General features: G+C 64.1%; 22 protein-coding genes. 7 read left to right on the forward strand and 15 right to left on the reverse strand.

Annotated features, from left to right (window positions below; genetic code table 11):
• Window positions 1-8 precede the first annotated feature (8 nt).
• The 4 genes from CLU86_RS13990 to CLU86_RS14005 form a co-directional block, all read right to left on the reverse strand.
• On the reverse strand, window positions 9-896 hold the full coding sequence (locus CLU86_RS13990) for an ABC transporter permease (RefSeq protein ID WP_199175192.1): 888 nt from the start codon (window positions 894-896) through the stop codon (window positions 9-11).
• Window positions 897-995: 99 nt separating this feature from the next.
• Entirely contained in the window at window positions 996-2,069 is a 1,074-nt protein-coding gene (locus CLU86_RS13995) for an ABC transporter permease (RefSeq protein WP_099656633.1), read from the reverse strand.
• Window positions 2,070-2,151: 82 nt separating this feature from the next.
• Window positions 2,152-3,852 carry an ABC transporter substrate-binding protein gene (locus CLU86_RS14000; protein WP_233195009.1) on the reverse strand — a complete coding sequence of 567 codons (1,701 nt, stop codon included), beginning with the start codon at window positions 3,850-3,852 and terminating at the stop codon, window positions 2,152-2,154.
• A 92-nt stretch (window positions 3,853-3,944) separates the two neighbouring features.
• The gene (locus CLU86_RS14005) at window positions 3,945-5,099 is read right to left on the reverse strand and encodes a mandelate racemase family protein (protein ID WP_099656634.1); all 1,155 of its coding nucleotides are present in this window, start codon (window positions 5,097-5,099) and stop codon (window positions 3,945-3,947) included.
• Window positions 5,100-5,254: 155 nt separating this feature from the next.
• Here CLU86_RS14005 and CLU86_RS14010 point away from each other — a divergent pair, with 155 nt between their 5' ends.
• A complete protein-coding gene (locus tag CLU86_RS14010) occupies window positions 5,255-6,019 on the forward strand; it encodes a FadR/GntR family transcriptional regulator (RefSeq protein WP_099742030.1) in 765 nt (254 codons plus the stop codon).
• 271 nt (window positions 6,020-6,290) lie between these two features.
• Window positions 6,291-7,379 (forward strand): porin, encoded by a 1,089-nt coding sequence (locus CLU86_RS14015; protein ID WP_158236332.1) that lies wholly within the window; start codon window positions 6,291-6,293, stop codon window positions 7,377-7,379.
• Window position 7,380: 1 nt separating this feature from the next.
• Here the strand turns inward: CLU86_RS14015 and glmS are convergent, their stop codons facing one another.
• Window positions 7,381-9,321 (reverse strand): glutamine--fructose-6-phosphate transaminase (isomerizing), encoded by a 1,941-nt coding sequence (glmS, locus tag CLU86_RS14020; RefSeq protein ID WP_099742032.1) that lies wholly within the window; start codon window positions 9,319-9,321, stop codon window positions 7,381-7,383.
• A gap of 137 nt (window positions 9,322-9,458) precedes the next feature.
• Between glmS and CLU86_RS14025 the strand changes: the two genes are divergently transcribed.
• On the forward strand, window positions 9,459-9,950 hold the full coding sequence (locus CLU86_RS14025) for an Lrp/AsnC family transcriptional regulator (protein ID WP_099742033.1): 492 nt from the start codon (window positions 9,459-9,461) through the stop codon (window positions 9,948-9,950).
• A gap of 29 nt (window positions 9,951-9,979) precedes the next feature.
• Here the strand turns inward: CLU86_RS14025 and CLU86_RS14030 are convergent, their stop codons facing one another.
• From CLU86_RS14030 to CLU86_RS14040, 3 genes are all read right to left on the reverse strand, one after another.
• Complete coding sequence (locus CLU86_RS14030; protein WP_233195011.1) at window positions 9,980-10,780, reverse strand: ATP-binding protein; 801 nt, start codon at window positions 10,778-10,780, stop codon at window positions 9,980-9,982.
• Between the two features lie 20 nt (window positions 10,781-10,800).
• Entirely contained in the window at window positions 10,801-12,231 is a 1,431-nt protein-coding gene (gene glmU, locus CLU86_RS14035) for a bifunctional UDP-N-acetylglucosamine diphosphorylase/glucosamine-1-phosphate N-acetyltransferase GlmU (RefSeq protein WP_099742034.1), read from the reverse strand.
• A 216-nt stretch (window positions 12,232-12,447) separates the two neighbouring features.
• Window positions 12,448-13,011, reverse strand: a complete 564-nt coding sequence (locus CLU86_RS14040; RefSeq protein WP_099742035.1) for a DUF2917 domain-containing protein — start codon at window positions 13,009-13,011, stop codon at window positions 12,448-12,450.
• A gap of 128 nt (window positions 13,012-13,139) precedes the next feature.
• Here CLU86_RS14040 and CLU86_RS14045 point away from each other — a divergent pair, with 128 nt between their 5' ends.
• Both CLU86_RS14045 and CLU86_RS14050 read left to right on the forward strand, forming a co-directional pair.
• Complete coding sequence (locus CLU86_RS14045; protein WP_099743577.1) at window positions 13,140-14,135, forward strand: LysR substrate-binding domain-containing protein; 996 nt, start codon at window positions 13,140-13,142, stop codon at window positions 14,133-14,135.
• A gap of 195 nt (window positions 14,136-14,330) precedes the next feature.
• On the forward strand, window positions 14,331-15,422 hold the full coding sequence (locus CLU86_RS14050; RefSeq protein WP_099742036.1) for a diguanylate cyclase: 1,092 nt from the start codon (window positions 14,331-14,333) through the stop codon (window positions 15,420-15,422).
• Between the two features lie 158 nt (window positions 15,423-15,580).
• Here the strand turns inward: CLU86_RS14050 and tyrS are convergent, their stop codons facing one another.
• The gene (gene tyrS / locus CLU86_RS14055) at window positions 15,581-16,813 is read right to left on the reverse strand and encodes a tyrosine--tRNA ligase (protein ID WP_099742037.1); all 1,233 of its coding nucleotides are present in this window, start codon (window positions 16,811-16,813) and stop codon (window positions 15,581-15,583) included.
• Between the two features lie 200 nt (window positions 16,814-17,013).
• Between tyrS and CLU86_RS14060 the strand changes: the two genes are divergently transcribed.
• Together CLU86_RS14060 and CLU86_RS14065 are read left to right on the forward strand one after the other, a co-directional pair.
• Complete coding sequence (locus CLU86_RS14060) at window positions 17,014-18,372, forward strand: M23 family metallopeptidase (protein WP_099742038.1); 1,359 nt, start codon at window positions 17,014-17,016, stop codon at window positions 18,370-18,372.
• Between the two features lie 66 nt (window positions 18,373-18,438).
• Window positions 18,439-19,548 carry an anhydro-N-acetylmuramic acid kinase gene (locus CLU86_RS14065; protein WP_099742039.1) on the forward strand — a complete coding sequence of 370 codons (1,110 nt, stop codon included), beginning with the start codon at window positions 18,439-18,441 and terminating at the stop codon, window positions 19,546-19,548.
• 31 nt (window positions 19,549-19,579) lie between these two features.
• Here the strand turns inward: CLU86_RS14065 and erpA are convergent, their stop codons facing one another.
• The 6 genes from erpA to CLU86_RS14095 form a co-directional block, all read right to left on the reverse strand.
• Window positions 19,580-19,945, reverse strand: coding sequence for an iron-sulfur cluster insertion protein ErpA (gene erpA / locus CLU86_RS14070; RefSeq protein ID WP_099656675.1), 366 nt, complete (start codon window positions 19,943-19,945; stop codon window positions 19,580-19,582).
• Window positions 19,946-20,005: 60 nt separating this feature from the next.
• A complete protein-coding gene (locus CLU86_RS14075; protein ID WP_099656676.1) occupies window positions 20,006-20,404 on the reverse strand; it encodes a polymer-forming cytoskeletal protein in 399 nt (132 codons plus the stop codon).
• Between the two features lie 173 nt (window positions 20,405-20,577).
• Complete coding sequence (locus tag CLU86_RS14080; RefSeq protein ID WP_099742040.1) at window positions 20,578-21,291, reverse strand: DUF6776 family protein; 714 nt, start codon at window positions 21,289-21,291, stop codon at window positions 20,578-20,580.
• Window positions 21,292-21,398: 107 nt separating this feature from the next.
• Window positions 21,399-21,791: a 30S ribosomal protein S9 gene (gene rpsI / locus CLU86_RS14085; RefSeq protein WP_099656678.1), complete on the reverse strand. Its 393-nt coding sequence runs from the start codon at window positions 21,789-21,791 to the stop codon at window positions 21,399-21,401.
• Window positions 21,792-21,802: 11 nt separating this feature from the next.
• Entirely contained in the window at window positions 21,803-22,231 is a 429-nt protein-coding gene (rplM, locus tag CLU86_RS14090) for a 50S ribosomal protein L13 (RefSeq protein ID WP_099656679.1), read from the reverse strand.
• Window positions 22,232-22,472: 241 nt separating this feature from the next.
• On the reverse strand, window positions 22,473-24,428 hold the full coding sequence (locus CLU86_RS14095; protein WP_099742041.1) for a serine/threonine-protein kinase: 1,956 nt from the start codon (window positions 24,426-24,428) through the stop codon (window positions 22,473-22,475).
• Window positions 24,429-24,525 lie beyond the last annotated feature (97 nt).

The following is a 24,525-nucleotide window of genomic DNA, read 5'->3' on the forward strand; positions in this document are numbered from 1 at the left end:
CTTGGTGCTTATTCGCTGCGCGGGTCCAGTACGTCATACAGGCCATCACCCAGCAGATTGAACGCGAGGCTGACCAGCAAGATGGCACCGCCGGGTGCAGCCACCAGCCACCACGAATCCAGCATGTACCTGCGCCCCTCGGAAATCATGGCGCCCCACTCGGGCAGCGGCGCCTGCGCCCCCAGCCCCAGAAAGCCCAGCCCCGCCGCCGTCAGGATGATGCTGGCCATGTTCATGGTCAGACGCACCACCACCGACGACAGGCACAACGGCGCGATGTACCGCAGCAGAATGCGCGAGGCAGACGCGCCTTGCAGGCGCGCTGCGGTGATGAAGTCGGCGTGCCGCAGCGACAGGGTCTCGGCCCGGGCCAAGCGCGCAATCGGGGGCCAGCTGGTCAATGCGATGGCGATGACAGCATGGTCCAGGCCAGGCCCCAAGGCCGCCACAAACGCCAGGGCGAGCACCAAGCCAGGAAACGACAGGAAGATATCGGTCACGCGCATCATGGCGGTGTCCACCCATCCACCAAAGTAGCCCGAAACAATGCCCACCAGCAAGCCAATGGGCCCCACGATCACGGTCACCAACGCCACCACATACAGCGTGATGCGCGCGCCATGCACCAAGCGGGAGAAGACATCTCTGCCGTACTCGTCGGTGCCGAACCAGTGCGCAGCGCTGGGCGCTTGCAAGGCCGCAGAGAGGTCTTGCGCGTAGGGGCCTTGGGTTGCAATCCAGGGAGCAAGCAACGCCACGGCCACCAGGCCCAGAATCACAGCCACACCGGCGGCTGTCAGCGGGTTGCGCAGCAATCGGCGCGACATGCGTGCCAGCTCGCGCAGCAGGGCCTGGGTGGCGGTGGTGGCTTGGGTGGTGGGAGCAGACTGGGACATGGCTATGGGCACAGCGGCAACATCGGCCGAAGGGTTCAAGGTCTGAGAGGTGTTCATCGGGATATTCCCTGGGCGTAAGCGGTAGCGACGGCGTGGGCTTTAGCGTTGCTGCTGGGTGCGGGGGTCAAACACCCGGTACAGCGCATCGGTGACGAGGTTGATCACCACGAAGATCACCCCCACCACCAGCACCGAGCCCATGACGGCACTCATGTCGCCCAGCAACAGGCTGCTGGTGAGGTACTGGCCAAAACCTGGCCACCCAAAAACGGTTTCAATCAGCACTGCCCCTTCCAGCAACCCACCGTAGGCCAACGCCACGATGGTGAGCAGTTGCACCAGGATGTTGCGAAAGGCGTGGCCCCACACCACCGTGCGCTCCGGCAGGCCCTTGACCCTTGCGGCCAGCACGTACTCTTGCGACAGCTGGGCCAGCATGAAGCTGCGCGTCATGCGGCTGATGTAGGCCATGGAGTGCAAGCCCAGAATGCACGCGGGCAAGGTGATGTGCCGCAAGGCACTGCGAAAGGCCGCAACGTCGCCTGACAAGAGGGTGTCCACCAACAAGAACCCCGTGACGACTGGCACGGCCCCCTCAAAGGCAATCCCCACCCGCCCAATGCCTCCGGCCCAACCCAGCCAGGCATAGAAGACCAGCAACCCCATCATGCCGAACCAGAAGACCGGCGTGGAATAGCCCATGAGGCTGAACAAGCGCATGCAATGGTCACCCCAGCGCCCCTTGCGCGTGGCGGCGTACACGCCCAAGGGAACCCCCAGGCCCGTTCCCAGCAAGATGGCCAGCGTGGCCAGCTCTATCGTTGCGGGCAGCACCCGCGCCAGGTCACTCACCACGGGGTGGCCCGTCAATACCGCTTGCCCCAGATTGCCGTGCAACAGGTCGCGCAGGTAGTAGCCAAATTGCACCCACAAGGGCTTGTCCAGCCCCAGTTGCCGGTACACCTGTTCATAGGTCGATCGGTCGGCGTCGGGCCCCACGATGGAGAGCACCGGGTCCAATGGCATGACCCGGCCAATGACGAAGGTCAGCGCCAAGAGGCCCAGCAAAGTCATCAAGACCGTCAGCGCCCGCGCCCCGACCGAATGGAACTGGCGCGCAAAGCGGCGTGCACGAGACTCGCCGTGTGCAGGCAAGGCTATGGATGTGGACATGTGAATCTGTCTCCGTGCTGTCTTTATTCAGACAGTCTATTGATTGAACAAACGCTCGGCAGGCCCATCCGCGCTCGGATCTTCAGCCATGGCCCGCCGCACCCAATGGCGCCGATGCCTTGAACACCCCATGCAAACGGGTGGTTGCCGAGGGGTGCCCCACATAGCCTTGCACGGTGTTGCGGTACACCACGGTCTCCACCATCTGGGAGATCGGCAAGATGGGCCCCACCTCTTCTTCGTATACCCGCTGGATGGCCTGGTAGGCCCGCTGTTGCGCCCCTGGGTCTGGCTCCAGCAAGGCCTGCTCAATCATCCCGTTCAACCGTGGGCTGTAAAACCCGGTCCGCCAGCCCTGGAAGTTGGTCAGGCGGGCGGCATCGCGGTTGTCAGTGTTGTAGGCCAAGGCCCGCAAACTGGAGTGAGGATGGGGCTCGGCCCCACCCCCACCCCGCCCCACCACGATCTCGAACTTGCGCTCGCGCATGGCCCCGTAGACCTGGTTGCCCGTGCCCGGCAGCACCGATGCGCGGATACCCGCCTGCGCCAAGGTGGACTGCACGCTGGTGGCAATGTTGATGAAAGGCGCTTCGGCCACCACCCGGATCGTGGTGTCAAACCCGTCGCCCAAACCCGCTTGCGCCAACAACGCTCGCGCTGCCGGAACGTCCAGCACATACCCGGGCTGCGGCAACGTGGCCGACAAACCCAGAGGCACAGGCCGCTGCTGCAGCCGCCCGTAAAAGGGCATCACGGCACGGTCGATACCCTGGTAGTCGATAAGGCTGCGCACCGCCTGCCGCACCCGCGGATCGGCAAACTTGCTGTCTTGCATGCTCATGGCCACGTAGTACATCGTCCCGCGCTGCACTGTGTGCACCACCATGCCGGGCGTGGTCTTGAGCGCCTGGATGTCCGGCACCGACAGCCCCGTGGCCATGTCCAGATCGCCACGCGCCAGCATGAGGCGCAGCGACTGCGATTCCGTCATGTGCCGCATGACCACCCGGCGCAATCGGGCAGGCCCGCGCCAGTACCCGTCAAAGCGGCTCATCATCAAAATCTCTTTGGCCCGCCACTGGTCGAGCCGGAACGCTCCCGAGCCCGCAGCATGGGTGTTGAGCCAGGCAGCCCCCAAGTCACCGTCTTTTTCGTGCAAGAGCACGGTCTGCCGGTCCAGCACGGCGGCGCTCACCGATGTGGCCAAGGTGTAGAGCACCATCTTCGGATCGGTGGCGATCGGCAGATCGATGCGCAAGGTGCGCTCGTCCAAAGCGCGAATCTGGCGCTCTGCATTTTTGGCGGTAAAGCCATAGCCCTTCCAAGGCGTGGCCAGTGCCAGGTTCAGGCGCAAGACCCGGTGCAGCGACCAGGCCGCATCCTGCGCAGTGACGGGCGCGCCGGACTGAAACCGCGCCCCCTCGCGCAGGTGAAAAACCAGGCTGCGCCCGTCGGCCCCCACCTCCCAGCGCTGCGCCAGTCCAGGCTCAATGCGCGTGGTGTCCTCGGGATGGAGTTCGATGAGGAAGTCGTAGAGGTTGGCCGCAATCTCCACCACCCCATTTCCCGTCGCACCGGCAGGGTCCAGGGACAGCAGGTTGTTCATGCTGATCCCCATGATCAGCTGGTCTTGCGGCGTGGCAGAAGGCGTTACCTGCACGGCCACTGCGTGAGCGGCTGGCCATAGCGCAGTGGCGGCACCTGCGGTCAACGCCATCGCCATCCATTGCCGACGGTGCAGCAACGCAGGCGAGGAGGGCATGCTCTCAAATTGGCTTGGCATGGCAAATGCGCTTGGGAAAGCTGAAAGTAGTTAAAGGACGCGAGGGACGCACAAGGGCAACGGGGTAGCAGCCTGAATCAACCGCCCTGGCATCAGTAGCGAGACACAGCGTGCGCCTCGATGTACTCGAAATCAATATCCTCCCCCAGGCCCGGCTGCTGCGACAAATGCACAAAGCCATCGCGGTCCATCGGGTCGGGCAGGCTGCGCAGGTAGGCGGGCTTGTCGTCGTATTCCAAAAATGGGTGCAGCAGCCCGCGCTCGTACCAGCGGCAGTTGCGAATGGCAGCACACACAGCCAGGTTGGCGGCGCCGTTGCCATGCACCTCGCAGTCCATCCCAAACGATTCCGCCAAGTGGGCCACCTTCAGGGTGGGGGTGATCCCGCCCACACCCGGCACGCCCGCCCGCAGAATATCGCAGGCCCCGGCGCGCACCCAATCCGCACGGCTGTGGTGCTTGCCGCCCAGGCTCTCAGGCCCCACGATGGGAATGTCCAGCTGCGACGACAGCCAGGCGTAGGACGCCATGCTCTGCTCGTTCATCATTTCCTCGAACCAGGCAAAGTTCAGCTTCTCCAGCGCGCGGCCGATGCGCAGCGCATCCATGCGGCTGTAGTTGTGGTAACCGTCGAGCATCAGCGCAATGTGGGGCCCGACGGCCTCACGCACGGCCGCACAGGCCTTGATGTCCATGCCCGGGTCGGGCGCAAACGACACCGGAGGCATCCAGGTGTGCAGCTTGATGGCCTTGTAGCCACGCGCCACCAATTTCTCGGCAAAGGCCGCATATTCCTCGGGGGTGGACAAGCCCCCTTTCAACTCGTCACCGCACATGGTGCTGCCATAAGCGGGCACCTTGTCCCGATAGCCACCCAGCAACCGATAGACCGGCTGCCCCAGTGCACGCCCGGCCAAGTCCCACAGCGCCTGCTCGATGGCAGCCAAAGCCCGGTCGGTGAATTGACCCGCACTGCCACGCTGCCAATGCTCCAAAGACATCCAGAGCTTTTCACGCATGAAGGGGTCGGCCCCCACCAGCACCTTGCGCGCATAGGACTCCACCACATACGGCCGAATCACCTCAGGGGGGGCAAAGGCATGGCCTTGGTGCCCATCGTCTGTGGTGATGGTCAGCATGGCCATGCGCCCTTGCGTCTCAGGCCCTGGATGGGAATGCCCTGCGCTGTCTACGACACGGAAGGTAGGAAAGGTGAATACGGTGCCTGTGACACGCTCGATTTTCATGAGATTTTCTCGTCAGTCGTCTGATGAGTTGATTGTTAGTTAGACATACGCCCAGCGAATCAGGACAAACCCTAAACCCAGCACACCACCCACATCCACACCAAGCCAGAGACCCAGCACCGCAAGATATAGTCGAAACACACCGGCCACCCCTCATGAGTGCACAAACCTCCACCCCAACCCCGCCAGCGCGCGCCATCAGCCAACCCCAGCGCGTGGTCGACGGCGTGACCGAACGCATTCACAACGGCACGCTCCAGCCAGGCGACCGCGTCCCCCCGGAGCCCGAGTTGATGCGCGAATTTGGCGTCAGCCGGTCTGTGGTGCGCGAGGCCGTCTCCCGGCTGCAGGCCAGCGGTCTGGTGACCACACGCCAAGGGGTGGGCACCTTTGTGCTGGAGAGCTCTCAGCAAACACGCCCCCTGCTGGCCGCCACGGCACGCGACGTTCGCATCCAGCAAGTCCTGGCCATGCTGGAGCTGCGCATCAGCCTCGAATCAGAGGCCGCCCACCTGGCAGCCCTGCGCCGCACAGACGCCCACCTCATCGCCATGCGGGCGGCGCTGGACGCCTTTGAACAACACCGGCGCTCAGGCGCCAGCACCACGGAAGACGACTTCAACTTCCATGTGCAAATTGCCGGCGCCACAGGCAATGAATACTTTGAAGAGGTGCTGCGCAACCTGGGCAGCGCCACCATTCCGCGCCCCCGCGCAACCCCTGCCGACACACCGCCCCAGGCTCCCTCGTTCGGAGCACCCCTCGCCTCGCTAGAGCACAACAAGGAAATCACACAGCGCGAGCACGAAGAGATTTACGACGCCATCCGCCGCCAGGATGCCGCCGCCGCCCGCGCCGCCATGCTCATGCACCTGATCCACAGCCGCGAGCGACTGCGCATTGCCCGCGGAGACGCATAGGGATCCTCTGCACCAATCACCGTGCCGCGTGCATCAGCGTGTGCCTCTGCGGGCTCGGGCGGTCTGCGTCGTTGCCAATGCTCGCAATAGCCACTGCTATTGCTGCGCTTTGCGCCTTGCAGCCCATCCCGATCCACAGTGCCCACTTGCCGCGCGATTCGCGCAGAGGATCCCTGGTCCACCTCGGGTTTGTCCGAATCCCTAAATTTTCAACTTTGCGCACACTCCAACACGTCAGACGACTGATGTTAATAAATCAAAGGAGACTCTTGTGCGAAGTTTGAAATCCCTGCGTGCCCCTGCCACCACTTGTGGGCTGGCCCTGGCCGCCTGCCTGGGCTGGGGCCCCACGGCAGCACACGCCCAAAGCGACCACCTCACGCTCTACGGCATCGTGGATGGCTGGGCGGGTGTACAGAAAACCAAGGCCGGTGCAGCCACCGGCACGGTGGGCATGGTGGAGAGCGGCGGCGCCCAAGCCAGCCGGTGGGGCATCAAGGGCACCGAAGACCTGGGCGGCGGGCTAAAGCTGAACTTCGTCCTGGAGCAGGGCATTGCCATCGACACAGGGGGCATCAGCACCGTGTCTGCCTCCAACGGCGGCTTCAACCGCAACAGTTTTGTGCGCCTGAGCGGGCCGTTTGGCGAACTCAAGCTCGGACGCCTGCTGACGGCCTACGACGCCTTGCGTGGGCCCATCAACCACTTGTACGACTCGTCCGGCTTTGCATCGACAGGCCAAACCTGGTCCGCCAGCACCACCGCAGGCAACGGGTTGCCCGCAGTGAGCGGAAGCGACTACCTCGCACGCACCAACAACACCATCCAGTATGGAACGCCCGAGTACCGCGACTTCAGCGCCGCTGTCAGCGTGGGCATGGGCGAAGGCGGCGTCACCGCCACCGCCGCCCCCCGCACCGTGACAGGCAATGTGATCTATGACGACGACACCACGCGCGTGGGCTATTCCTTTCAGCGCGAGTTCTACACCACGGGCGAGAACCGCTACCACCTGGTTTCCGGCAAGCACCGCTTCAAGGCCTTCACCGTGGTTGCGTCATTGCAAAGGCAAACCGACCACCGCGTGACTGGCGGCCAAACCGCCAACGAATACCAGGTGGGCGTGGATGTGCCCTTTGGGCAAGCCACCGTAGCCCTGGGCTACGCCAGCTCGCTTAACCGCGACGCACAAGACCGCAAGGTGATCGACGCCAGCGGCATCAGCGCCATGGTGACGTACGACCTGTCCAAGCGCACACGCCTGTACACCGCAGTGCGGCAACTGGAAGTCAAACGCGGTGACGGCAGCGTGTCCAGCGACGTGTTGCGCTGGGGGGTTGGCGTCACCCACCGCTTCTAACTCACTCCACGGTCACGCTTTTGGCCAGGTTGCGTGGCTTGTCCACATCGGTACCCCGTGCGCAGGCGGTGTGGTAGGCCAGCAGCTGCAGCGGCACCACGTGCAGCAGTGGGCTCAGGGGGCCGTAGTGCTCGGGCATGCGGATCACGTGCAGGCCTTCGGCACTTTCGATGTGGGTGTCGGCGTCGGCCAGCACGTAGAGCACACCGGCGCGGGCGCGCACTTCCTGCATGTTGCTCTTGAGCTTTTCCAGCAGCGCGTCGTTGGGCGCCACGGTCACCACCGGCATGGCGCTGGTCACCAGGGCCAGTGGGCCGTGCTTGAGTTCACCCGCAGGGTAGGCCTCGGCGTGGATGTAGCTGATTTCCTTGAGCTTGAGCGCGCCTTCCAGGGCGATGGGGTAGTGCAAGCCCCGGCCCAGGAAGAGTGCGTTTTCCATGCGGGCGAAGTCTTCGGCCCAGCTGATGATTTGCGGCTCCAGGGCCAGCACGCCCTGCAGGGCCACGGGCAGGTGGCGCATGGCTTTGAGGTGGGCGGTTTCTTGCTCTGCCGTCAGGCGGCCTTTGCTTTGCGCCAGGGCCAGCGTCAACAAGAAGAGCCCCGCCAGTTGCGTGGTGAAGGCCTTGGTGCTGGCCACGCCAATCTCCACACCCGCGCGGGTGATGTAGGCCAGCTTGCATTCGCGCACCATGGCGCTGGTGGCGACGTTGCAGATGGTGAGCGTGTGCTGCATGCCCAGGCTTTGCGCGTGGCGCAGCGCGGCCAGGGTGTCGGCGGTTTCGCCGCTTTGGCTGATGGTGACGACCAGGGTGCGCGGGTTGGGCACGCTGGTGCGGTAGCGGTATTCGCTGGCCACCTCCACCTGGGTGGGGATGCCCGCGATCTCTTCGAGCCAGTATTTGGCGGCACAGCCGCTGTAGTAGCTGGTGCCGCAGGCCAGGATGAGGACGTTGTCGATCTCCTTGAACACGCGCCACGCGGCGGCACCGGGCTCGCCGTGCAGGCCTGCGCCGTCAAACAGCTCGGGCACGATGCCTTCCACGCCTTCGAGCGTGTCGGCAATGGCACGGGGCTGCTCGAAGATTTCCTTTTGCATGTAGTGGCGATAGGGCCCCAGCTCGGCCGCGCCGCTGTGGGCCAGCACGGTGCGCACGGGGCGCTGTGCAGGCGTCAAGGCATTGCCGTCCTTGCCCACGATCCAATAGCGGCCCAGTTGCAGGTCCACCAGGTCGCCTTCTTCCAGGTAGACGATCTGGTCCGTCACACCCGCCAGGGCCATGGCGTCGCTGGCCAGAAAATGCTCACGGGAAGCCGACGCACCGGCGCTGGCGTCCTTGCCCACACCCAAGATCAACGGCGAGCCTGCGCGTGCGCCCACCACGCGATGCGGCTCGTCCTTGTGGATGACTGCAATCGCATAGGCGCCGTGCAACTGGGCCACGGTGGCCTGCACGGCCTCAAACAAATCGCCTTGGTAGAGGCTGTCGACCAGGTGGGCAATGACTTCGGTGTCGGTCTGACTCACAAACACGTAGCCGCGTGCCTGCAGGGCGGCGCGCAGTTCTTCGTGGTTTTCGATGATGCCGTTGTGCACCAGCGCCACCCGGCCTGGCTGGCTGGCAACATCGCCCGTGCCGTGGCTGAAGTGGGGGTGGGCGTTGTGCATGGCGGGCGCGCCGTGCGTGGCCCAGCGGGTGTGGGCGATGCCGGTGGCGCCATCGACATGGTCGGTGGCCACCTGCTCCAGCAGCTCGGCCACACGGGCGGTGCTGCGGGCGCGCTGCAAGCCGCCCTGGGGCGTGCCGTGGCGCGAGGCATCGAGGCTGGCGGCATGCACCGCCACGCCGCAAGAGTCATAGCCGCGGTATTCGAGCCGCTGCAGGCCCTGCACAAGGATAGGAACGATGTTGCGCGTGGATACCGCGCCGACGATGCCGCACATGGTGGATGCCTCCGTTAAAACCGATGGGGCGATGGTAGGCAGGCACCTAAGAAATATGCACTCAACATATCTTCAATTTTGAAATTTAATTTCTACAATTTACTACGGAGAAATTAAATTTCAAAAACAAAGCAATCATGGAATCCATATCACTCGATGCCATCGACCTGCAGCTGCTGGACCTGCTGCAGCACGATGCTGCCCAAAGCAACCAGGCCTTGGCCGAACGGGTGCATGTGTCGCCCCCCACCTGCCTGCGGCGGGTCAAGCGGCTGCACGATGTGGGGCTGATCGAGCGGCAGGTGGCCCTGCTGCAGCCCGACCGACTGGCCGCCGTGCAGGGCCACGGGCTGGCCTGCATTGTGGAAGTGAGCCTGGACCGCCAAAGCACCGAGGCGCTGGATGCCTTTGAAGCCCGCGCCGTGGCCGATGCCGAGGTGCAGCAGTGCTGGCGCGTGTCGCCGGGGCCCGACTTTGTGCTGGTGGTGCACACGCGCGACATGCCGGGCTACCTGGCGTTGTCGCAGCGGCTGTTCACCGCCGATGCGAACGTGCGCAACGTCAAGGCGTTCTTTAGCACCAAGCGGGCAAAGTTTGAAACAAAAGTGCCGCTAGCGCCTACCCAATAAGCGCTAGCAGCTATATTTTCAATAGCAAATCAAACCACTGCCGCAGGCCACTCCACCCGCACGGTGCAGCCCTGCCCCACCGCCGCCGTGGCGGTGATGTGGGCGCCGTGGCGCTCGGCAATGGTGCGGCACACGGCCAGACCTGCGCCCACGCCGTCAAATTCGGTTTCGCGGTGCAGGCGCTGGAAGATGCCGAACAGGCCCGCAGCGCGCTCGGGGTGAAAGCCCGCGCCGTTGTCTTGCACCTCCCATGCCACCCAGCCAGCGCCGCGCTCCGCAGGCACAGCGCGCACTGCAACGCAGGCAGCCGGTTGGCGTTGGCTGAACTTGAGGGCGTTGCCTAACAACTGCACCAGCAACTCGTGCAGCAGGGCCGGGTCAGCCTGCAGGGTGGGCAGGCCGGTGGCCACCGCCCACTGCACAGCGTCGGCGCCCGCCAACGCGGACAGGGCGGCCCGCGCCTTGGCCACCGCTGCGGCCAGGTCCACCGGCTGCAGTTGCAGCGGTGCGCGGCCCACGCGCGACAGGGCCTGCAGCCCGTCCAGCATCAGCACCATGCGGCGGGCCGACTGCTCCATGGTGCCGACGAACTCTTGCGCCTCTTGCAGCGGCGGGCTTTGCAGCACATCGGCAGGCAGGTCGCCCAGCACCTCTCGCACCAGCTTGCCGTACGACGTGATGTGGCGCAGCGGCGCACGCAGGTCGTGCGAGACCACGCGCAAGAATGCCTCTTGCGCAGCCGCCATGTCGGCCACCTGCTGCTGGCTGGCGGCCAGGGCGGCGCGCAGCTGGTCAGGGGTGAGGTCGGGGGTCATGTCTTCGTCAAGCATGGCGCTCGGCTCTCAGCTTCTCAAGCCTTCGGCAGCTTCTTCGGGCGTTGCCAGTTGGCAATGCTGACTTGTTTGCCCCGCGCTACGCTCAGTGCGCCGGGCTCGGTGCTCTTGGTGATGGTGCTGCCGCCACCCACCGTGCCGCCCGCGCCAATCGTCACCGGCGCCACCAGCACGCAGTTGCTGCCAATGTGCACATCGGCTTCGATCACCGTGCGGTGCTTGTTGGCGCCGTCGTAGTTGGCGGTGATGCTGCCTGCGCCGTAGTTCACGCGCTCGCCCACCGTGGCGTCGCCCAGGTAGGCGAGGTGGTTGGCCTTGGCACCGTCGGCCAGCGTGCTGTTCTTCACTTCCACAAAGTTGCCGATGTGCACTTCGCGGCCCAGCTGTGCGCCGGGGCGCAGGCGGGCAAAGGGGCCGATCAAGGCGCCCTCGCCCACGGTAGCTCCGGCCTTTTCGCCGTCGATGTGGGTGTAGGGATGGATGACTGCGCCCGCCGCGATGCGGGCATTGGCAATGCAGCAGTTGGCGCCAATGCTCACGCCCTCGCCCAGCTCCACACGGCCGGTGAAGACGCAGTTCACGTCGATCTCCACGTCCTGCCCGCAGACCAGCTCGCCGCGCACGCCGGTGCGGGTGTCGTCGCGCAGGTCAAAGCGGGCGGGATCGGCCAGACGCACGCCTTGCTCCATCAGCCCTCGGGCCTGGCGCAGCTGGTGGGCACGCTCCAGCTCAGCCAGTTGCAGCGGGCTGTTCACGCCCGCCACCTGCAATGCGTCGGTGATGCGGTGGGCGACCACGGGCACACCGTCGGCCACGGCCATGGCGACGATGTCGGTGAGGTAGTACTCGCCCTGCGCGTTGTCGTTGGTGAGCCGCGCCAGCCAGGGGGTGAGCAGCCGCGCGGGCACGGCCATGATGCCGCTGTAGACCTCGGTGATGGAGCGCTGGGCTTCCGTGGCGTCTTTGTGCTCGACGATGCCTTGCACGGCGCCTTCGGCGTTGCGCACGATGCGGCCGTAGCCCGTGGGGTCGGGCAGGGTCACCGTCAGCAGGGCCAGCTTGCGGCCTTCGCTGGCGGCCACCAGGGCGCGCAGGGTGTCGGCCTGGGTCAGGGGCACATCGCCCGAGAGGACGACCGCCGTGCCATCGTCACGCAGGTGGGGCACCGCCTGCTGCACCGCGTGGCCGGTGCCTAACTGCGGCTCCTGCCGCACAAACTTGAGGTCAAAACTGCCTGCAGCGCTTGCTGCACAAGCGGTAGCTGCTTCTACTTCTGTAGCACCGTGCCCCGTGATGACGATGGCGCTGCGGGCCTGCAGGTGCGCAGCCTGGTCCAGCACATGGTGCAGCAGCGGGCGCCCAGCCAGGCGTTGCAGCACTTTGGGGGTGCGGCTTTTCATGCGCGTGCCCTTGCCGGCCGCCATGATGAGGATATCGAGTTGCGTCATGGAATGGGGGGTATGGAGTGGCCCGCAGTGCCGCCACTGCGCAGGCCTGCCCGCATTATCGGCGCCAATGGCGGCTGACAAACGCCCACTAGCCGCGCACTAACCACCAACCAACCGCCCACCAATTGCCCACCATTCGCTATCAAAACAGAAGCTGCCAGCGCTTTATCTGCAAGCGCTAGCAGCCCATTTGATTGAGAAAATGTTCTAACGGACTCAGGCCAACCTGCGCGGCCACGCCCCTGCCAGGCGGTAGGCCGCAAACCGCGCTAAGCCCAGCACCAGCCGCCCCACCGCACCGGCGGCATCGGCCGCAGCCCCCACCACGGCGCGGCCGCCCTGCCCCAGGGCCAGGCGCAAATCGCGCAGGGGTTGCGCCACAGCGCGGTCCCAGCACACCACCACGGCAGCCGCCCCCTCGGCACGCACAGGGGCAGATGCCACAAGGCCTGCTGCGGGAAGGGCACAGTCCCAGCGAAAGGCCAGCGCGCCAGCAGCATCCACCGCGCCAGGGAGCCCCCAGGCCTCGACCACCGCATGCTGGCCGGGCAACAGGCTCAGGCGGTCTCCGGCGTGCAGCACGTGGTCTGCGGGCAAGGCCTGTGCGGCCCCGGTCAGCGTGACCCAGGCCCGGCCCTGGGCAATTTCCAACACACCAGGCTCACGCGGGCGCAGTGAGAGGGCGCGGCGTGCCTCCAGCTTCCAGCATCCCGCCAACAGGGCGGCGGGGCTGGCGGGACTCACGGAGGATTGCGATGCGGGAACAACATGGCATGGCATGTGGGACTCCTTTCTGCCACGAAGGGCTTTAATGAGGCCCAATGATCCGGCTGCAAACCCTTTGCGTCCAATGAAAACGCGCTACCCTATTGATGCGAAGACCGCATGAATACACCCACCGCCGCGCCATGTCCAACGACCCCAACGCCCCCGCCATCCAACGCACCCGTCCCGTCGCCGTGGGGCACTGGCGCGCCTTTCTGGCCGTGGCCCGGCACCTGAACTTCCGGGCCGCAGCCGATGAGATGGCCTTGACCCAATCGGCCGTGAGCCGCCAGATCCAGGCGCTGGAAGAAGAAGTGGGCGTGCCCCTGTTTCTGCGCCACACCCGCGCGGTGGAACTGACCAGCGCGGGCGCACAACTGCAACGCGCCGTGGTGCCCGCCCTGGAGCGCATGGACGCCGCCGTGCGCCTGGTGCGCCAGACCGCCGGGCGCAAAAGCGTGGCCATCACCACCTGGGCCAGCTTTGCATCGATGTGGCTGATTCCGCGCATGGAGGAGTTCCAGCACCAACACCCGGGCATTGACCTGCGCATTGATGCCAGCGACGTGAGCGTGGACCTGGACACCTCGGACGTGGACATTGCCCTGCGCTACGCCCTGCCCGGCCCCGGCATGCAGGGCGCACGCCGCCTGTGCGGTGAGCAACTGGCCGTGGTGGCCAGCCCCTGGCTGCTGAAAACAGCGCCCCCCATCCGCAAACCAGCCGACCTGGCCCAGTTCACCCTGATTGAAGCAGGCGACGCGCACCGCACCCAGCACCTGGAGTGGCTGAGCTGGCGGCGCTGGTTTGATGTGCAGCAGTGCCCCAAGCTGCAGCCCCAGCGCTGGCTGTACTTCAACTACGCGCACCAGATCGTGCAGGCCACGCTCAGCGGCCAGGGCCTGGCGCTGGCCCGCATGCCGCTGATTGCCGACGCACTGGCCTCGGGCGACCTGATCGAGGTGCTGCCGGGACACCGGCTGGATTCGCCGCTGGCCTACTGGATGCTGGTGGGCCCGCGCAGCGGGCACCGGCCCGAGGTGCAGGCCTTCAGCGCCTGGCTGGAGACCCAGGCCGCCGCCACCCGCGCCGCCATTGGCGATGTCCCCGACCCCGATACGCAAGACCATCTGGACTGAGAACCTGTTCAAGGAGCCCTGTGGGCGATCTCGCAGGCCACCGTCAAGCAGCGCCAAAGCCCCCCGTGAAAACACCAGCCACAACCCGCCCACGCAGGAGGACACTGGGGGCCTAGTTCACTCAGCCCCTGCCGCCCCACCCAACACCGCATCCACAGCCACCCGCCGCACACACCGCACCAGCCCCTTGGCCCCATGCACACCATCGAGCCCCCACCAGACAACTTCCGCTTACTGATCCGGCACGCATCAGCACTGTGCATGCTGGTGCACAGCCTGTACATCGCGCTGTTTGTCTGGGCTGACGTCGATGCCCTGGCGGCGCTGAATGTGCTGAGCGTGGCCACGCATGCGCTGGCCTTTTGGCTGGCCCGCCCCGATGGGCACCTGCGGGCGGCCACGTTGCTGCTGATTGGCGAAATCACCGTGCACGCCGCGGCTGCCACAGTGTTCATCGGCTGGGGCACGGGGTTTCACTACCTGATGCTCCCGGTCATCCCGGTGGCCATGCTGTCATCGAACGACCACAAAACCACCAAATATGCGATTGCGGTGTGTCTGTCGTTCATCTACCTGGGGCTGGACGGCTGGAGCAGCCAGAACGAACCCGTCTACGCCCTGGGCAACACGCTGGAAAGCCTGCTGCGCTACCAGAACATCGTCACGTTGCTGCTGACGTTCATCATCTTGTCCCGGGGCTACTACAACGTGGTGACCCAGGCGCAAGAGGTGCTGACCCGGCAGGCATCGACCGACCCCCTCACCGGCGCCATCAACCGCCGCAGGCTCATGGAAATTGGCCGCGCCGAGCTGGCCCGCCAGCCCCGGCAGGCACAGCCCATTGCCCTGCTGCTGTGCGACATCGACCATTTCAAGCGCATCAACGACACCCTGGGGCACAAGGCAGGCGACCAGGTGCTGCAGGACTTTTACCGCCGGGCGCTGGGGGTGACCCGCGCCAGCGACAGCATTTGCCGCTGGGGCGGTGAAGAGTTCCTGATCCTGCTGCCCGACACCGACGCACCGGGCGCCGACCACCTGGCAGAGCGGCTGCGCCAGGCCATCAGTGCAGATCTGTTCAAACCCGGCCACACGCCGCCTTTGCAGGTCACCGTCACCATCGGCGTGGCCACCGTGCAGGCGGACGAAGGCTTGCTGGACGCAGTGCACCGTGCCGACGAGGCGCTGTACCGGGGCAAGCAGCAGGGCCGCAACCAGGTGGTCAGCAGCCTGCCACCGGCAGCCCGCCCGGCGGCGGCAGAACCCCCTTTGCGCTGGCAGAAATAGGAACGGGCGCCAAAAAGCCCGCTTCAGAACCCCAGCACCGTTGACGCTGCGGTTGTGCCAAGGCATGACGCCCATAAAAAAGCGCAGAACGCTACACTTTCGATAGCTTCCCGCGCTTATTTGAAGGGCGCTAGCGCCCTTTTTCACATAAATCCGAATCAACCCAGCTGCACACGCGCAAACTTGCGCTTGCCCACCTGCACCACGTAGGTGCCAGCATCCAGCTTCAGGCCCTTGTCGCTGACCACGTTGCCGTCCACACGCACACCGCCGCCATCGATCAGGCGGTTGGCTTCGCTGCCCGAGGGGGCCAAGTTGGCCTGCTTGAGCAGCGCGCCAATGCCCAGTGGCGCGCCCGTCAGAGCCACTTCGGGGATGTCGTCCGGCACGCCGCCCTTGCTGCGGTTGGTGAAATCCTGCTCCGCCGCATCGGCCGCCGCCGCGCTGTGAAAGCGCGTGGTGATCTCCTTGGCCAGCATCACCTTGGCGTCTTTGGGGTTGCGCCCGCCGGCGATCTCGGCCTTGAGCGCAGCGATCTCGGCCAGGCTCTTGAACGACAGCAGCGTGTACCAGTCCCACATCAGCGTGTCCGAAATCGACAGCACCTTGGCAAACATGGTGTTGGGCTCTTCGGTGATACCGATGTAGTTGTTCTTGGACTTGGACATCTTGTCCACGCCGTCCAGCCCCACCAAGAGCGGCATGGTGAGCACGCACTGCGGCTCCTGCCCATACTCCTGCTGAAGATGGCGGCCCATCAGCAAATTGAACTTCTGGTCCGTGCCACCCAGCTCCAGGTCACTCTTCAAGGCGACCGAGTCGTAGCCCTGGAGCAGCGGGTACAAGAACTCGTGCAGGCTGATGGAACTGCCATCGGTAAAACGCTGGTGAAAGTCGTTGCGCTCCATCATGCGCGCCACCGTGTACTTGGCCGACAGCTGGATCATGCCCCGCGCACCCAGGGCATCACACCACTCGCTGTTGTAGCGGATCTCGGTGCGCGCAGGGTCCAGAACCTTGGCGGCCTGCGTGTAGTAGGTCTCTGCGTTGAACTTGATTTGCTCGGGCGTGAGCGGCGGGCGCGTGCTGTTGCGCCCGGAAGGGTCACCGATCAAGGTGGTGAAGTCACCGATCAGGAAGATCACCTGGTGGCCCAGATCTTGCAACTGTCGCATCTTGTTGAGCACCACGGTGTGGCCGATATGAATGTCGGGGGCCGTGGGGTCCAGGCCCAGCTTGATGCGCAAGGGTTGACCAGTGGATTCCGAACGCACCAGCTTCTTGGTCCACTCATCCTGCGGCAGCAATTCTTCCACGCCGCGCAGCGAAATTTCGAGGGCCTGGCGTACACCATCGGACAGCGGGCTTGTTGTAACAGCTGATTGATTCATAAGGGTTTTTTTCGATGTCTGAGGATGACGCGCCGCTATACTCGGGCTCCATTGCAAAGGCGGATTCTAGTAGGCCCGCCGTTTCGGCCCGGGTTTCACCCGCTGAAAATTGCCTTGTTTGCATCTCTGTGCCTCCGACTTCCGCAGGGCCCCTGGCCCAGGTCTTGAGCGAAGACACACTCACCTCTGGGGATAGAACATTGATTCACGGCTTGACCACCGCCAGCTTGGCTTTGCTTGATCGACTGTCCCAGACCGCTCAAAAACACCCCCGACGTATCACTGCCGCCATCGCAGCCCTGCTGCTGACCGGCGGCGGTGGCGCATTCGCCGTGGCCTCGCTGGGGCCCGACGCCTCTGAGCTGCCCACCAAGACGGTGAGCTACCCCGTCGAATCGCTGGCAGAAAACCTGGCCCTGGAATCGCTCGACGCCCCCGGTTTTTCGCTGTACCGCTCTGAACAAACCCGCAGCAGCGACACGGCAGAGTCTCTGCTGCAGCGCATGGGCGTGGCAGACCCGGCAGCGGCCGCTTTTTTGCGTTCTGACAATGCTGTGCGACAAAATTTGCTGGGCCGAGCTGGTCGGCTGATTTCGGCAGAGACCACCGACGACCACCGCCTGGTGCGCCTGACTGCACGCTGGGCCCCCGATGACAGCGGCACCTTCCGCCGCCTGGTGGTAGAGCGCCAGGACGAGCGCTTTTCCTCGCGCATCGAAACCGCACCACTGACCAAAGGCACGCGCCTGGCCGGGGGCGTGATCCGCAGCTCCCTCTTTGCAGCCACCGACGCCGCCAACATCCCCGATGGCGTGGCCGTGCAAGTGGCCGAGATCTTCTCAGGCAACATCGACTTTCACCGTTCGCTGCGCAAGGAAGACCGCTTTGCCGTGGTGTACGAAACGCTGGAGGCCGATGGCGAGCCCCTGCGCAGCGGCCGCGTGCTGAGCACCGAGTTCCGCAACAACGGCAAGACCCACCAGGCCGTCTGGTTCCAGGAGACCGAAGCCTCCAAGGGCGCCTACTACACCCTGGAAGGCGAGAGCATGCGCCGCGCCTACCTGGCCTCGCCGGTCGAGTTCTCCCGGGTGACCAGCGGCTTCAAGATGCGCCTGCACCCCATTTTGCAAACCTGGCGTGCCCACCTGGGCACCGACTACGCAGCCCCCACAGGCACCGCAGTGCGCACGGTGGGCGATGGTGTGGTGGAGTTTGCTGGCGTGCAAAACGGTTTTGGCAACGTCATCTTCGTCAAGCACCGCAACCAGCATGTCACCGTCTATGCCCATTTGAGCCGCATCGACGTGAAGAACGGGCAATCGGTCTCGCAAGGCCAAACCGTGGGGGCCGTGGGCTCCACCGGCTGGGCCACAGGCCCGCACTTGCATTTTGAATTCCGCATCAACGGCCAGCACCAAGATCCGCAAACCATCGCCCAGCAAAGCGAAGCAGCCGCCCCCGTGTCGGCCTCCGCCCGCGCTGCGTTTGACCGCCTGGCATCTGCCATGCGCATCCAGCTGTCATCGGCAGAGCTGATTCAGCAAGCCAGCGCCCAGTAACGCCAAGCCCACTCGGCCAGCCCCAGCGGGCCGCAGCTTGCCTCACACCGCTTGACGGCCCGATCCATGCGCGAGCTTTATATTGGCCTGATGTCTGGCACCTCACTCGATGGTGCCGATGCAGTGTTGGTGGACTTTGCAGGGCCCCAACTCCAGGTCTTGGGCTACCGCGCTCAGCCCTTTCCAGAGGGGCTCAAGAGCGACCTCCTCGCACTCAACACCCCGGGCGCAGACGAGCTGCACCGCGCTGCACTGGCAGGCAATGCGGTGTCTCGCATCTACGCCGAGCTGGTCAACACCCTGCTCCAGGACGCCCATGTCCAGGCGAGTGAAGTGCGCGCGATAGGCGCCCATGGCCAGACGGTGCGGCATCGCCCCCAGGAATTTGACGGCACGGGCTACACCCTGCAGCTGCAAAATCCCGCCCTGCTGGCAGAGCTCACAGCCATTGCGGTCGTGGCCGACTTTCGCAGCCGGGATGTTGCCGCAGGCGGCCAAGGCGCACCGCTGGTACCCGCATTCCACCAAGGCATCTTTGGAAGCGCCACAGAGACAGTGATGGCGCTAAACATCGGCGGCATTTCCAACATCAGCATCCTGCCCGCCCACGGACCGGTCATCGGCTTTGATTGCGGCCCGGGCAATGCACTCATGGACCACTGGTGCCAGCGGCACACAGGCCACCCCTACGACGCGCAAGGCCAGTGGGCTGCAAGCGGCTCCGTACACCCAGGGCTGTTGGCCGACTTCCTGCAGGAGCCGTTTTTGCAGAAGTTGCCGCCCAAAAGCACCGGGCGCGATCTCTTCAATGTGCACTGGCTGGATGCCAAGTTACAGGCCTATCCCGACATCCCACCTGCGGATGTGCAGGCCACTCTCACCGAATTCACCGCCCGCGCCTGTGCCGACAGTGCCACCTTGCACGGGCAATGCGCCACCCGCTTGGCGGTGTGCGGCGGGGGCGCATTGAACACCCACCTCATGCAAAGGCTGCAGGCCCTGCTAGGCCCCGTCTTGGTACAACCCTCGGACGCCCTGGGCTTGCCTGTCATGCAGGTCGAAGCCAGCGCATTTGCCTGGCTGGCCCGCCAAACCCTGCAAGGGCTGACGGGCAGCCTGCCAAACGTCACGGGCGCCCAAGGCGCCCGTGTACTCGGGGCGATCTACCCCGCATAAGCCCCCCTCAAAAAGGGGCGACATCTGTTGATCAGGTCGAAAAGCTCGAACCGCAACCGCAGGTCGTGGTGGCGTTCGGGTTCTTGATGACGAACTGGGCGCCTTGCAGGTCTTCCTTGTAGTCGATCTCTGCACCCACCAGGTACTGGTAGCTCATGGCATCGATCAGCAGCGACACACCGTTTTTAGTCATGGTGGTGTCGTCTTCGTTGGTGATCTCATCGAAAGTGAAGCCGTATTGGAAGCCAGAGCAGCCGCCACCCTGCACAAACACCCGCAACTTCAAATCGGGGTTGCCCTCTTCAGCAATCAGATCGGCCACCTTGGCGGCGGCACTGTCCGTGAACAGAATCGGGGCAGGCATCTCGGTGGAGACATTTTCGGCAACAGCGCTCATGGGGAACTCCGGGTTCAGTATTTGGCTGGGATGGTACTGCAACACGGCAGCGCCACCGCCTCAGGAATTGTTTGACGCTAGTTTGAGTGGGGGCTTTTCTTCCACCAACACGGCGGCAGGGAAGAGCTGCCCGGCAATCATGGCCCCCTGGTGCATCTCCAGCGCACGGTAGTGCACGTTGCCAGTGATGCGCGCCTTGGGCTGCAGCTCCAGTAGCTCTGCGGCATGCACAGGCCCCACCACCGAGCCATTGACGATGACATGGTCCGCATGCACCGCCCCATCCACCCGCGCTGTCTCCGAAATCACCAAAATGCTGGGCTGCTCTGTGGCGGCGCGGATATCACCAATGACATCGCCATCAATCCGAATGCCCTCCTCAAACAGCACATTGCCCTCGATCCGGGTGCCATGGGCAATCAAACTCTTGATGGGAGGCTGTTTTTTACGCGAGAACATAAAGGGACTCCTGAAGTGCACATCAAGGCACCAAATGAAGGAAGGGATCAGGGCAAGCCACAGAATGCCCCGCACATGGGTAATCTAAAGTCTGCCGAATGCTTGGCAGCGACTGGCATGGCCTAGTGCGCGCCTGCGGGCACCAGGGTCGCAGCCAAATCCCGCCGTCGATGTCAATCCAACTCAGTGGCCTGGACTGCACGCACCGCCTGCCCCTCCAAGACACGGGCAGTCACAGTTTTTACCACGACATTCACAGGCAGCGGAAGCAAGCCGTCCAGACGCCTGTACTGCCGAAATTGCAGCGGCTGCCCCTCGGGCGGCAAAATCTGCGTCCAAGGCTTACCCTCCCGGGTGCCGGTCACAACCAACTCCAGCCGTCCCTTGAAGTCAGACGCGTTGCGGGCCGCCGCCTGGATCACCAGCACCTGCCACCGCAATTGCACCCCACCCACCACCTCCGCCTGCAAGCCCCGGATGGCTACGCCGTCCGTATTGGAAACGGGCATCAGTTTTTCAAAAAAGCCCAGATCATCCCGCAGCATGCGGTTTTCAGTTTCCAGTTGCCGCACTTGGGCCGTCAAACGCTCCAGGGTCGCGCGGTCAGCGGTGAGCAGACTCTCGGCGGTCTGCGACAAGGTCTGGCGTTGCTGCGACTGCTCCCGCAGCTCTTCCACCTCTGTGCGCAGGCGCAGGATGTCATCACGGGTACCAGACTCCAGGCCAGCGATGGATTTTCCAAACTCGAACGCCCACAACGCCGCTGCGCCACTGAGTCCCATCACCAAGGCCAAAACCAGCCAGCGCAGAGGCCAGGGCAGTGCGCTACGCACCGCCACGCGGGGCGCACTGATCGTCAAACGACGACGAAGCAAACGAAAACGCATGAACGGTCCATCCCTCTTTGCGAAGTGCGCACCATAAACGAAAAAACCGCCCGAAGGCGGTTTTTGAGAGACAGGGTGCAAGCCCCTGCCTCGCAAGGTCGCGAAGATTAACGCTTCGAGAACTGCTTTGCACGACGTGCAGAGCGCAGACCGACCTTCTTACGTTCCACTTCACGCGCATCACGCGTCACGAAGCCAGCTTGGCTCAGTGCGGGCTTGAGCGTCGTGTCGTAGTCGATCAGAGCACGGGTGATGCCGTGGCGGGTTGCACCGGCTTGACCGGATTCACCACCACCATGGACATTGACCTGGATGTCGAAAGTTTCGACATGGTTGGTCAGCACCAGGGGTTGCTTGGCAATCATGATCGATGTTTCACGGCCGAAGTAGGACTGGATGTCCTTGCCGTTCACAGTGATCTTGCCGGAGCCTTTTTTCAGAAACACGCGGGCGACGCTGGACTTGCGACGGCCGGTGCCATTGTTCCATTCACCAATCATCTCAAGGCTCCTTAGATTTCCAGCACTTTGGGCTGCTGGGCGGCGTGGGGATGCTCTGCACCGCCATACACCTTGAGTTTCTTGATCATTGCGTAGCCAAGGGGACCCTTGGGCAGCATGCCCTTGACAGCCTTTTCCAGAGCACGGCCAGGGTGCTTGGCTTGCATGTCGCGGAAGTTGGTGGCTGTGATACCGCCGGGATAGCCCGAGTGACGGTAGTACACCTTGTCCAAGGACTTGGTGCCAGTGACCTTGAGTTGTGCTGCGTTGATAACGACGATGAAATCACCGGTATCGACGTGAGGCGTGTAAATGGCCTTGTGTTTGCCGCGCAAACGGAGAGCAACTTCGCTGGCTACTCGTCCGAGGACCTTATTGGTCGCGTCAACCACAAACCACTCGTGCACGACCTCAGCGGGCTTTGCGCTGAATGTAGACATGAGTTTCTCTTTTCAAGAGGGGTTTGAGGGCCCTTTTCCACGGTCGGTGCTTCTCTGAAGGAAGCCTCTTAGGTGGTAAGAAGTGTTCGCCGCGGGGCCACTAAATCGCTGCGAAGCCTGCCATTATACGAAGTTCAACGCAACTAGCACAAGCCTGATCTGCCGACAGAAAGAACACCGACCACTCAGAAAGGCTGTTCAACAAAGAACCGAGGCGCGGCCAGCGCCCAGAATGATCGACTCAGTTGGACATTTGCCGCGCACGCTGCTCGTCCGCTTCGTAGCGCTTGCGCGTTTCGACGCAGATGGCTAACCCAGCCTGCGAAGGCTTTTGGCACTCCTGGTGAATGCACATGGGCTTTGCAAAAAAGCTCGCATTGGCACACACCTCTTGGGGACTGGGAGCCCGTACAGGGGTGGGCCTGGGCTTGGGTTCTGGCGGCGGCGGGGGTGGCGGGGGTGGGGCTTCCACCACCTGGGGAGCAGGCGCTGGCTCGGGTTGGGCTTTTTTGGCCGCAGCACTGCGCGCCGTTGGCTTTGCGGGCGGGACTGCAGCCGAAGCTGTCGAGGCCGGGGACGCATCGACCGCGGCAGCCGACGCAGCTGCAGCCACAACCTCGCTGGCCACAAGCAACGGCTCCGATGCAGTCGTGTCAGGGGCCGATGCCTCCAGCATCGGTGGTGCGATCGCAGGCTGCGCCAGCTCTGTGATGATGTCGTCTTCCACAGTCGCTTTGCGTCCGTGGGTCCACCAAGCGGCAGCCCCGACCACCAACAAAGACGCCGCCAAGACGACACCCCAGCCCACGCCACGGCTGCGCCGCGCCCCGGAGGCGCGATGCGCACGCCGAGGCGTCGCGTCCTGCACGCCGCCCGACTTGCTGGCGCGTCCCTTGTGCGAGGAAGCAGCCACCGCGCGCGCGTCTGCGGCATGGCTTGCCCCATACTCGTCTTGCACCACGGTGTCCCCGGGATCCATGAAAACGGTGTCTGCCGCATCTACCGCCACCGTATCGGGCCCTGAGGCTGCATACGAGGCATCCCCATCAGAGGCTTTGCGCAAGGACGCCTCATTGGCTACCGAAGCGTCTTGCACCCCCAACACCTTTTCCGTCTGCGCCTGGATATCCGCGATGATTTTGGGCGCAGAGGTCACATCCACCGTCGGGGTCACCAAACCAGGGCCCGGCTGATCGGCAGGCTCTACCCAGATGTCCTCCAAATCGGCTCGGAAGTCGAAATCGGCAACCCCCTCGGGGGGCGACTCCATCTCCATGGCGTGCAAAAAGGCCTCAATGCTCTGCGGCCGATCCTCGGGGCGCAATGCCAATGCCTGGCCGATGGCGGCGACAAAGGGCGCGGAATACTCCACGCCCAATTGGCGCTTGACGGTTTTGGCCACGCGAGAGAAAGGCACCATGCGATCACGGATGGAGCGCAAGGTGGCGGGCAGCGGAGTGTCGTTGCACAGACAGCCATGCACCACTGCCGCCAAAGAGTAGAGGTCACTCCACGGCCCTTGGCGCAGATCCTCATCGGACTCGGAATACTGCTCGATCGGCGCGTAATTGACCTTGAGCACCGCCGTGTGCTGACGCCCCTGGTCGTTGATGGCATGGCGTGCAGCCCCCAAATCGAGCAACACTGGGGGGCCGTAGTCCTGCAAGAAAATATTGTCCGGCGAAATATCGCGGTGCAGCGTCTTGCCCTCATGCAACACCTGCAAGGCACCGAGCACCGACCACAGCACCTTGCGCAGCCAGACCTCTGGCGGCGGAATGCGCATTTGTGCCCTGGCTTGCTTGAACGTCATGCCGCTGTACAGGGGCATGACCATATAAGCCGTGTTGTTCGCCTCCCAAAACCGGAACACCTTCACCAGGGAGGGATGGTCAAACTGCGCCAGAAGACGCGCCTCGCCCACAAAAGAAGCCAGGCCCGCCTGGAAGGTCTGCTGGTCTGACGAAGAGCGCACCCACAGCGACTGTCCCTGCGCACGTCCGGCCAGGGCCGAGGGCATGTATTCCTTGATCGCGACAGCGCGGTGCAGCGAGTGGTCAAACGCCTTGTAGACCATGCCAAAGCCACCCACCCCTAGCAACGCCAGAATCTCGAACTCCGCCAAGCGGGTGCCAGGGGGCAGCGCATCGACGTGGCTTACGCCGCTGGCAGAGGTTTGACTGGAACGTTCGGTCATGGTGAAAAAAGCGTGGCAGTCCAGCGTCTAAAGCAAAATTCAGCGGGCACCAGCCCAGCGCCAGCCCGCTGACACAGGCGATGATGCTGCATCACCG

This window comes from Acidovorax sp. 62, assembly GCF_002754495.1.
Classification (GTDB): Bacteria; Pseudomonadota; Gammaproteobacteria; order Burkholderiales; family Burkholderiaceae_C; genus Acidovorax.

Bases quoted from the DNA above. Each gene is read 5' to 3' on its own strand.
- CLU86_RS13990 (WP_199175192.1), bottom strand. From the start codon at position 896: ATGTCCCAGTCTGCTCCCACCACCCAAGCCACCACCGCCACCCAGGCC.
- CLU86_RS13995 (WP_099656633.1), bottom strand. From the start codon at position 2,069: ATGTCCACATCCATAGCCTTGCCTGCACACGGCGAGTCTCGTGCACGC.
- CLU86_RS14000 (WP_233195009.1), bottom strand. From the start codon at position 3,852: ATGCCAAGCCAATTTGAGAGCATGCCCTCCTCGCCTGCGTTGCTGCAC.
- CLU86_RS14005 (WP_099656634.1), bottom strand. From the start codon at position 5,099: ATGAAAATCGAGCGTGTCACAGGCACCGTATTCACCTTTCCTACCTTC.
- CLU86_RS14010 (WP_099742030.1), top strand. From the start codon at position 5,255: ATGAGTGCACAAACCTCCACCCCAACCCCGCCAGCGCGCGCCATCAGC.
- glmS (WP_099742032.1), bottom strand. From the start codon at position 9,321: ATGTGCGGCATCGTCGGCGCGGTATCCACGCGCAACATCGTTCCTATC.
- CLU86_RS14025 (WP_099742033.1), top strand. From the start codon at position 9,459: ATGGAATCCATATCACTCGATGCCATCGACCTGCAGCTGCTGGACCTG.
- CLU86_RS14030 (WP_233195011.1), bottom strand. From the start codon at position 10,780: ATGCTTGACGAAGACATGACCCCCGACCTCACCCCTGACCAGCTGCGC.
- glmU (WP_099742034.1), bottom strand. From the start codon at position 12,231: ATGACGCAACTCGATATCCTCATCATGGCGGCCGGCAAGGGCACGCGC.
- CLU86_RS14040 (WP_099742035.1), bottom strand. From the start codon at position 13,011: ATGCCATGCCATGTTGTTCCCGCATCGCAATCCTCCGTGAGTCCCGCC.
- CLU86_RS14045 (WP_099743577.1), top strand. From the start codon at position 13,140: ATGTCCAACGACCCCAACGCCCCCGCCATCCAACGCACCCGTCCCGTC.
- CLU86_RS14050 (WP_099742036.1), top strand. From the start codon at position 14,331: ATGCACACCATCGAGCCCCCACCAGACAACTTCCGCTTACTGATCCGG.
- tyrS (WP_099742037.1), bottom strand. From the start codon at position 16,813: ATGAATCAATCAGCTGTTACAACAAGCCCGCTGTCCGATGGTGTACGC.
- CLU86_RS14065 (WP_099742039.1), top strand. From the start codon at position 18,439: ATGCGCGAGCTTTATATTGGCCTGATGTCTGGCACCTCACTCGATGGT.
- erpA (WP_099656675.1), bottom strand. From the start codon at position 19,945: ATGAGCGCTGTTGCCGAAAATGTCTCCACCGAGATGCCTGCCCCGATT.
- CLU86_RS14075 (WP_099656676.1), bottom strand. From the start codon at position 20,404: ATGTTCTCGCGTAAAAAACAGCCTCCCATCAAGAGTTTGATTGCCCAT.
- CLU86_RS14080 (WP_099742040.1), bottom strand. From the start codon at position 21,291: ATGCGTTTTCGTTTGCTTCGTCGTCGTTTGACGATCAGTGCGCCCCGC.
- rpsI (WP_099656678.1), bottom strand. From the start codon at position 21,791: ATGATTGGTGAATGGAACAATGGCACCGGCCGTCGCAAGTCCAGCGTC.
- rplM (WP_099656679.1), bottom strand. From the start codon at position 22,231: ATGTCTACATTCAGCGCAAAGCCCGCTGAGGTCGTGCACGAGTGGTTT.
- CLU86_RS14095 (WP_099742041.1), bottom strand. From the start codon at position 24,428: ATGACCGAACGTTCCAGTCAAACCTCTGCCAGCGGCGTAAGCCACGTC.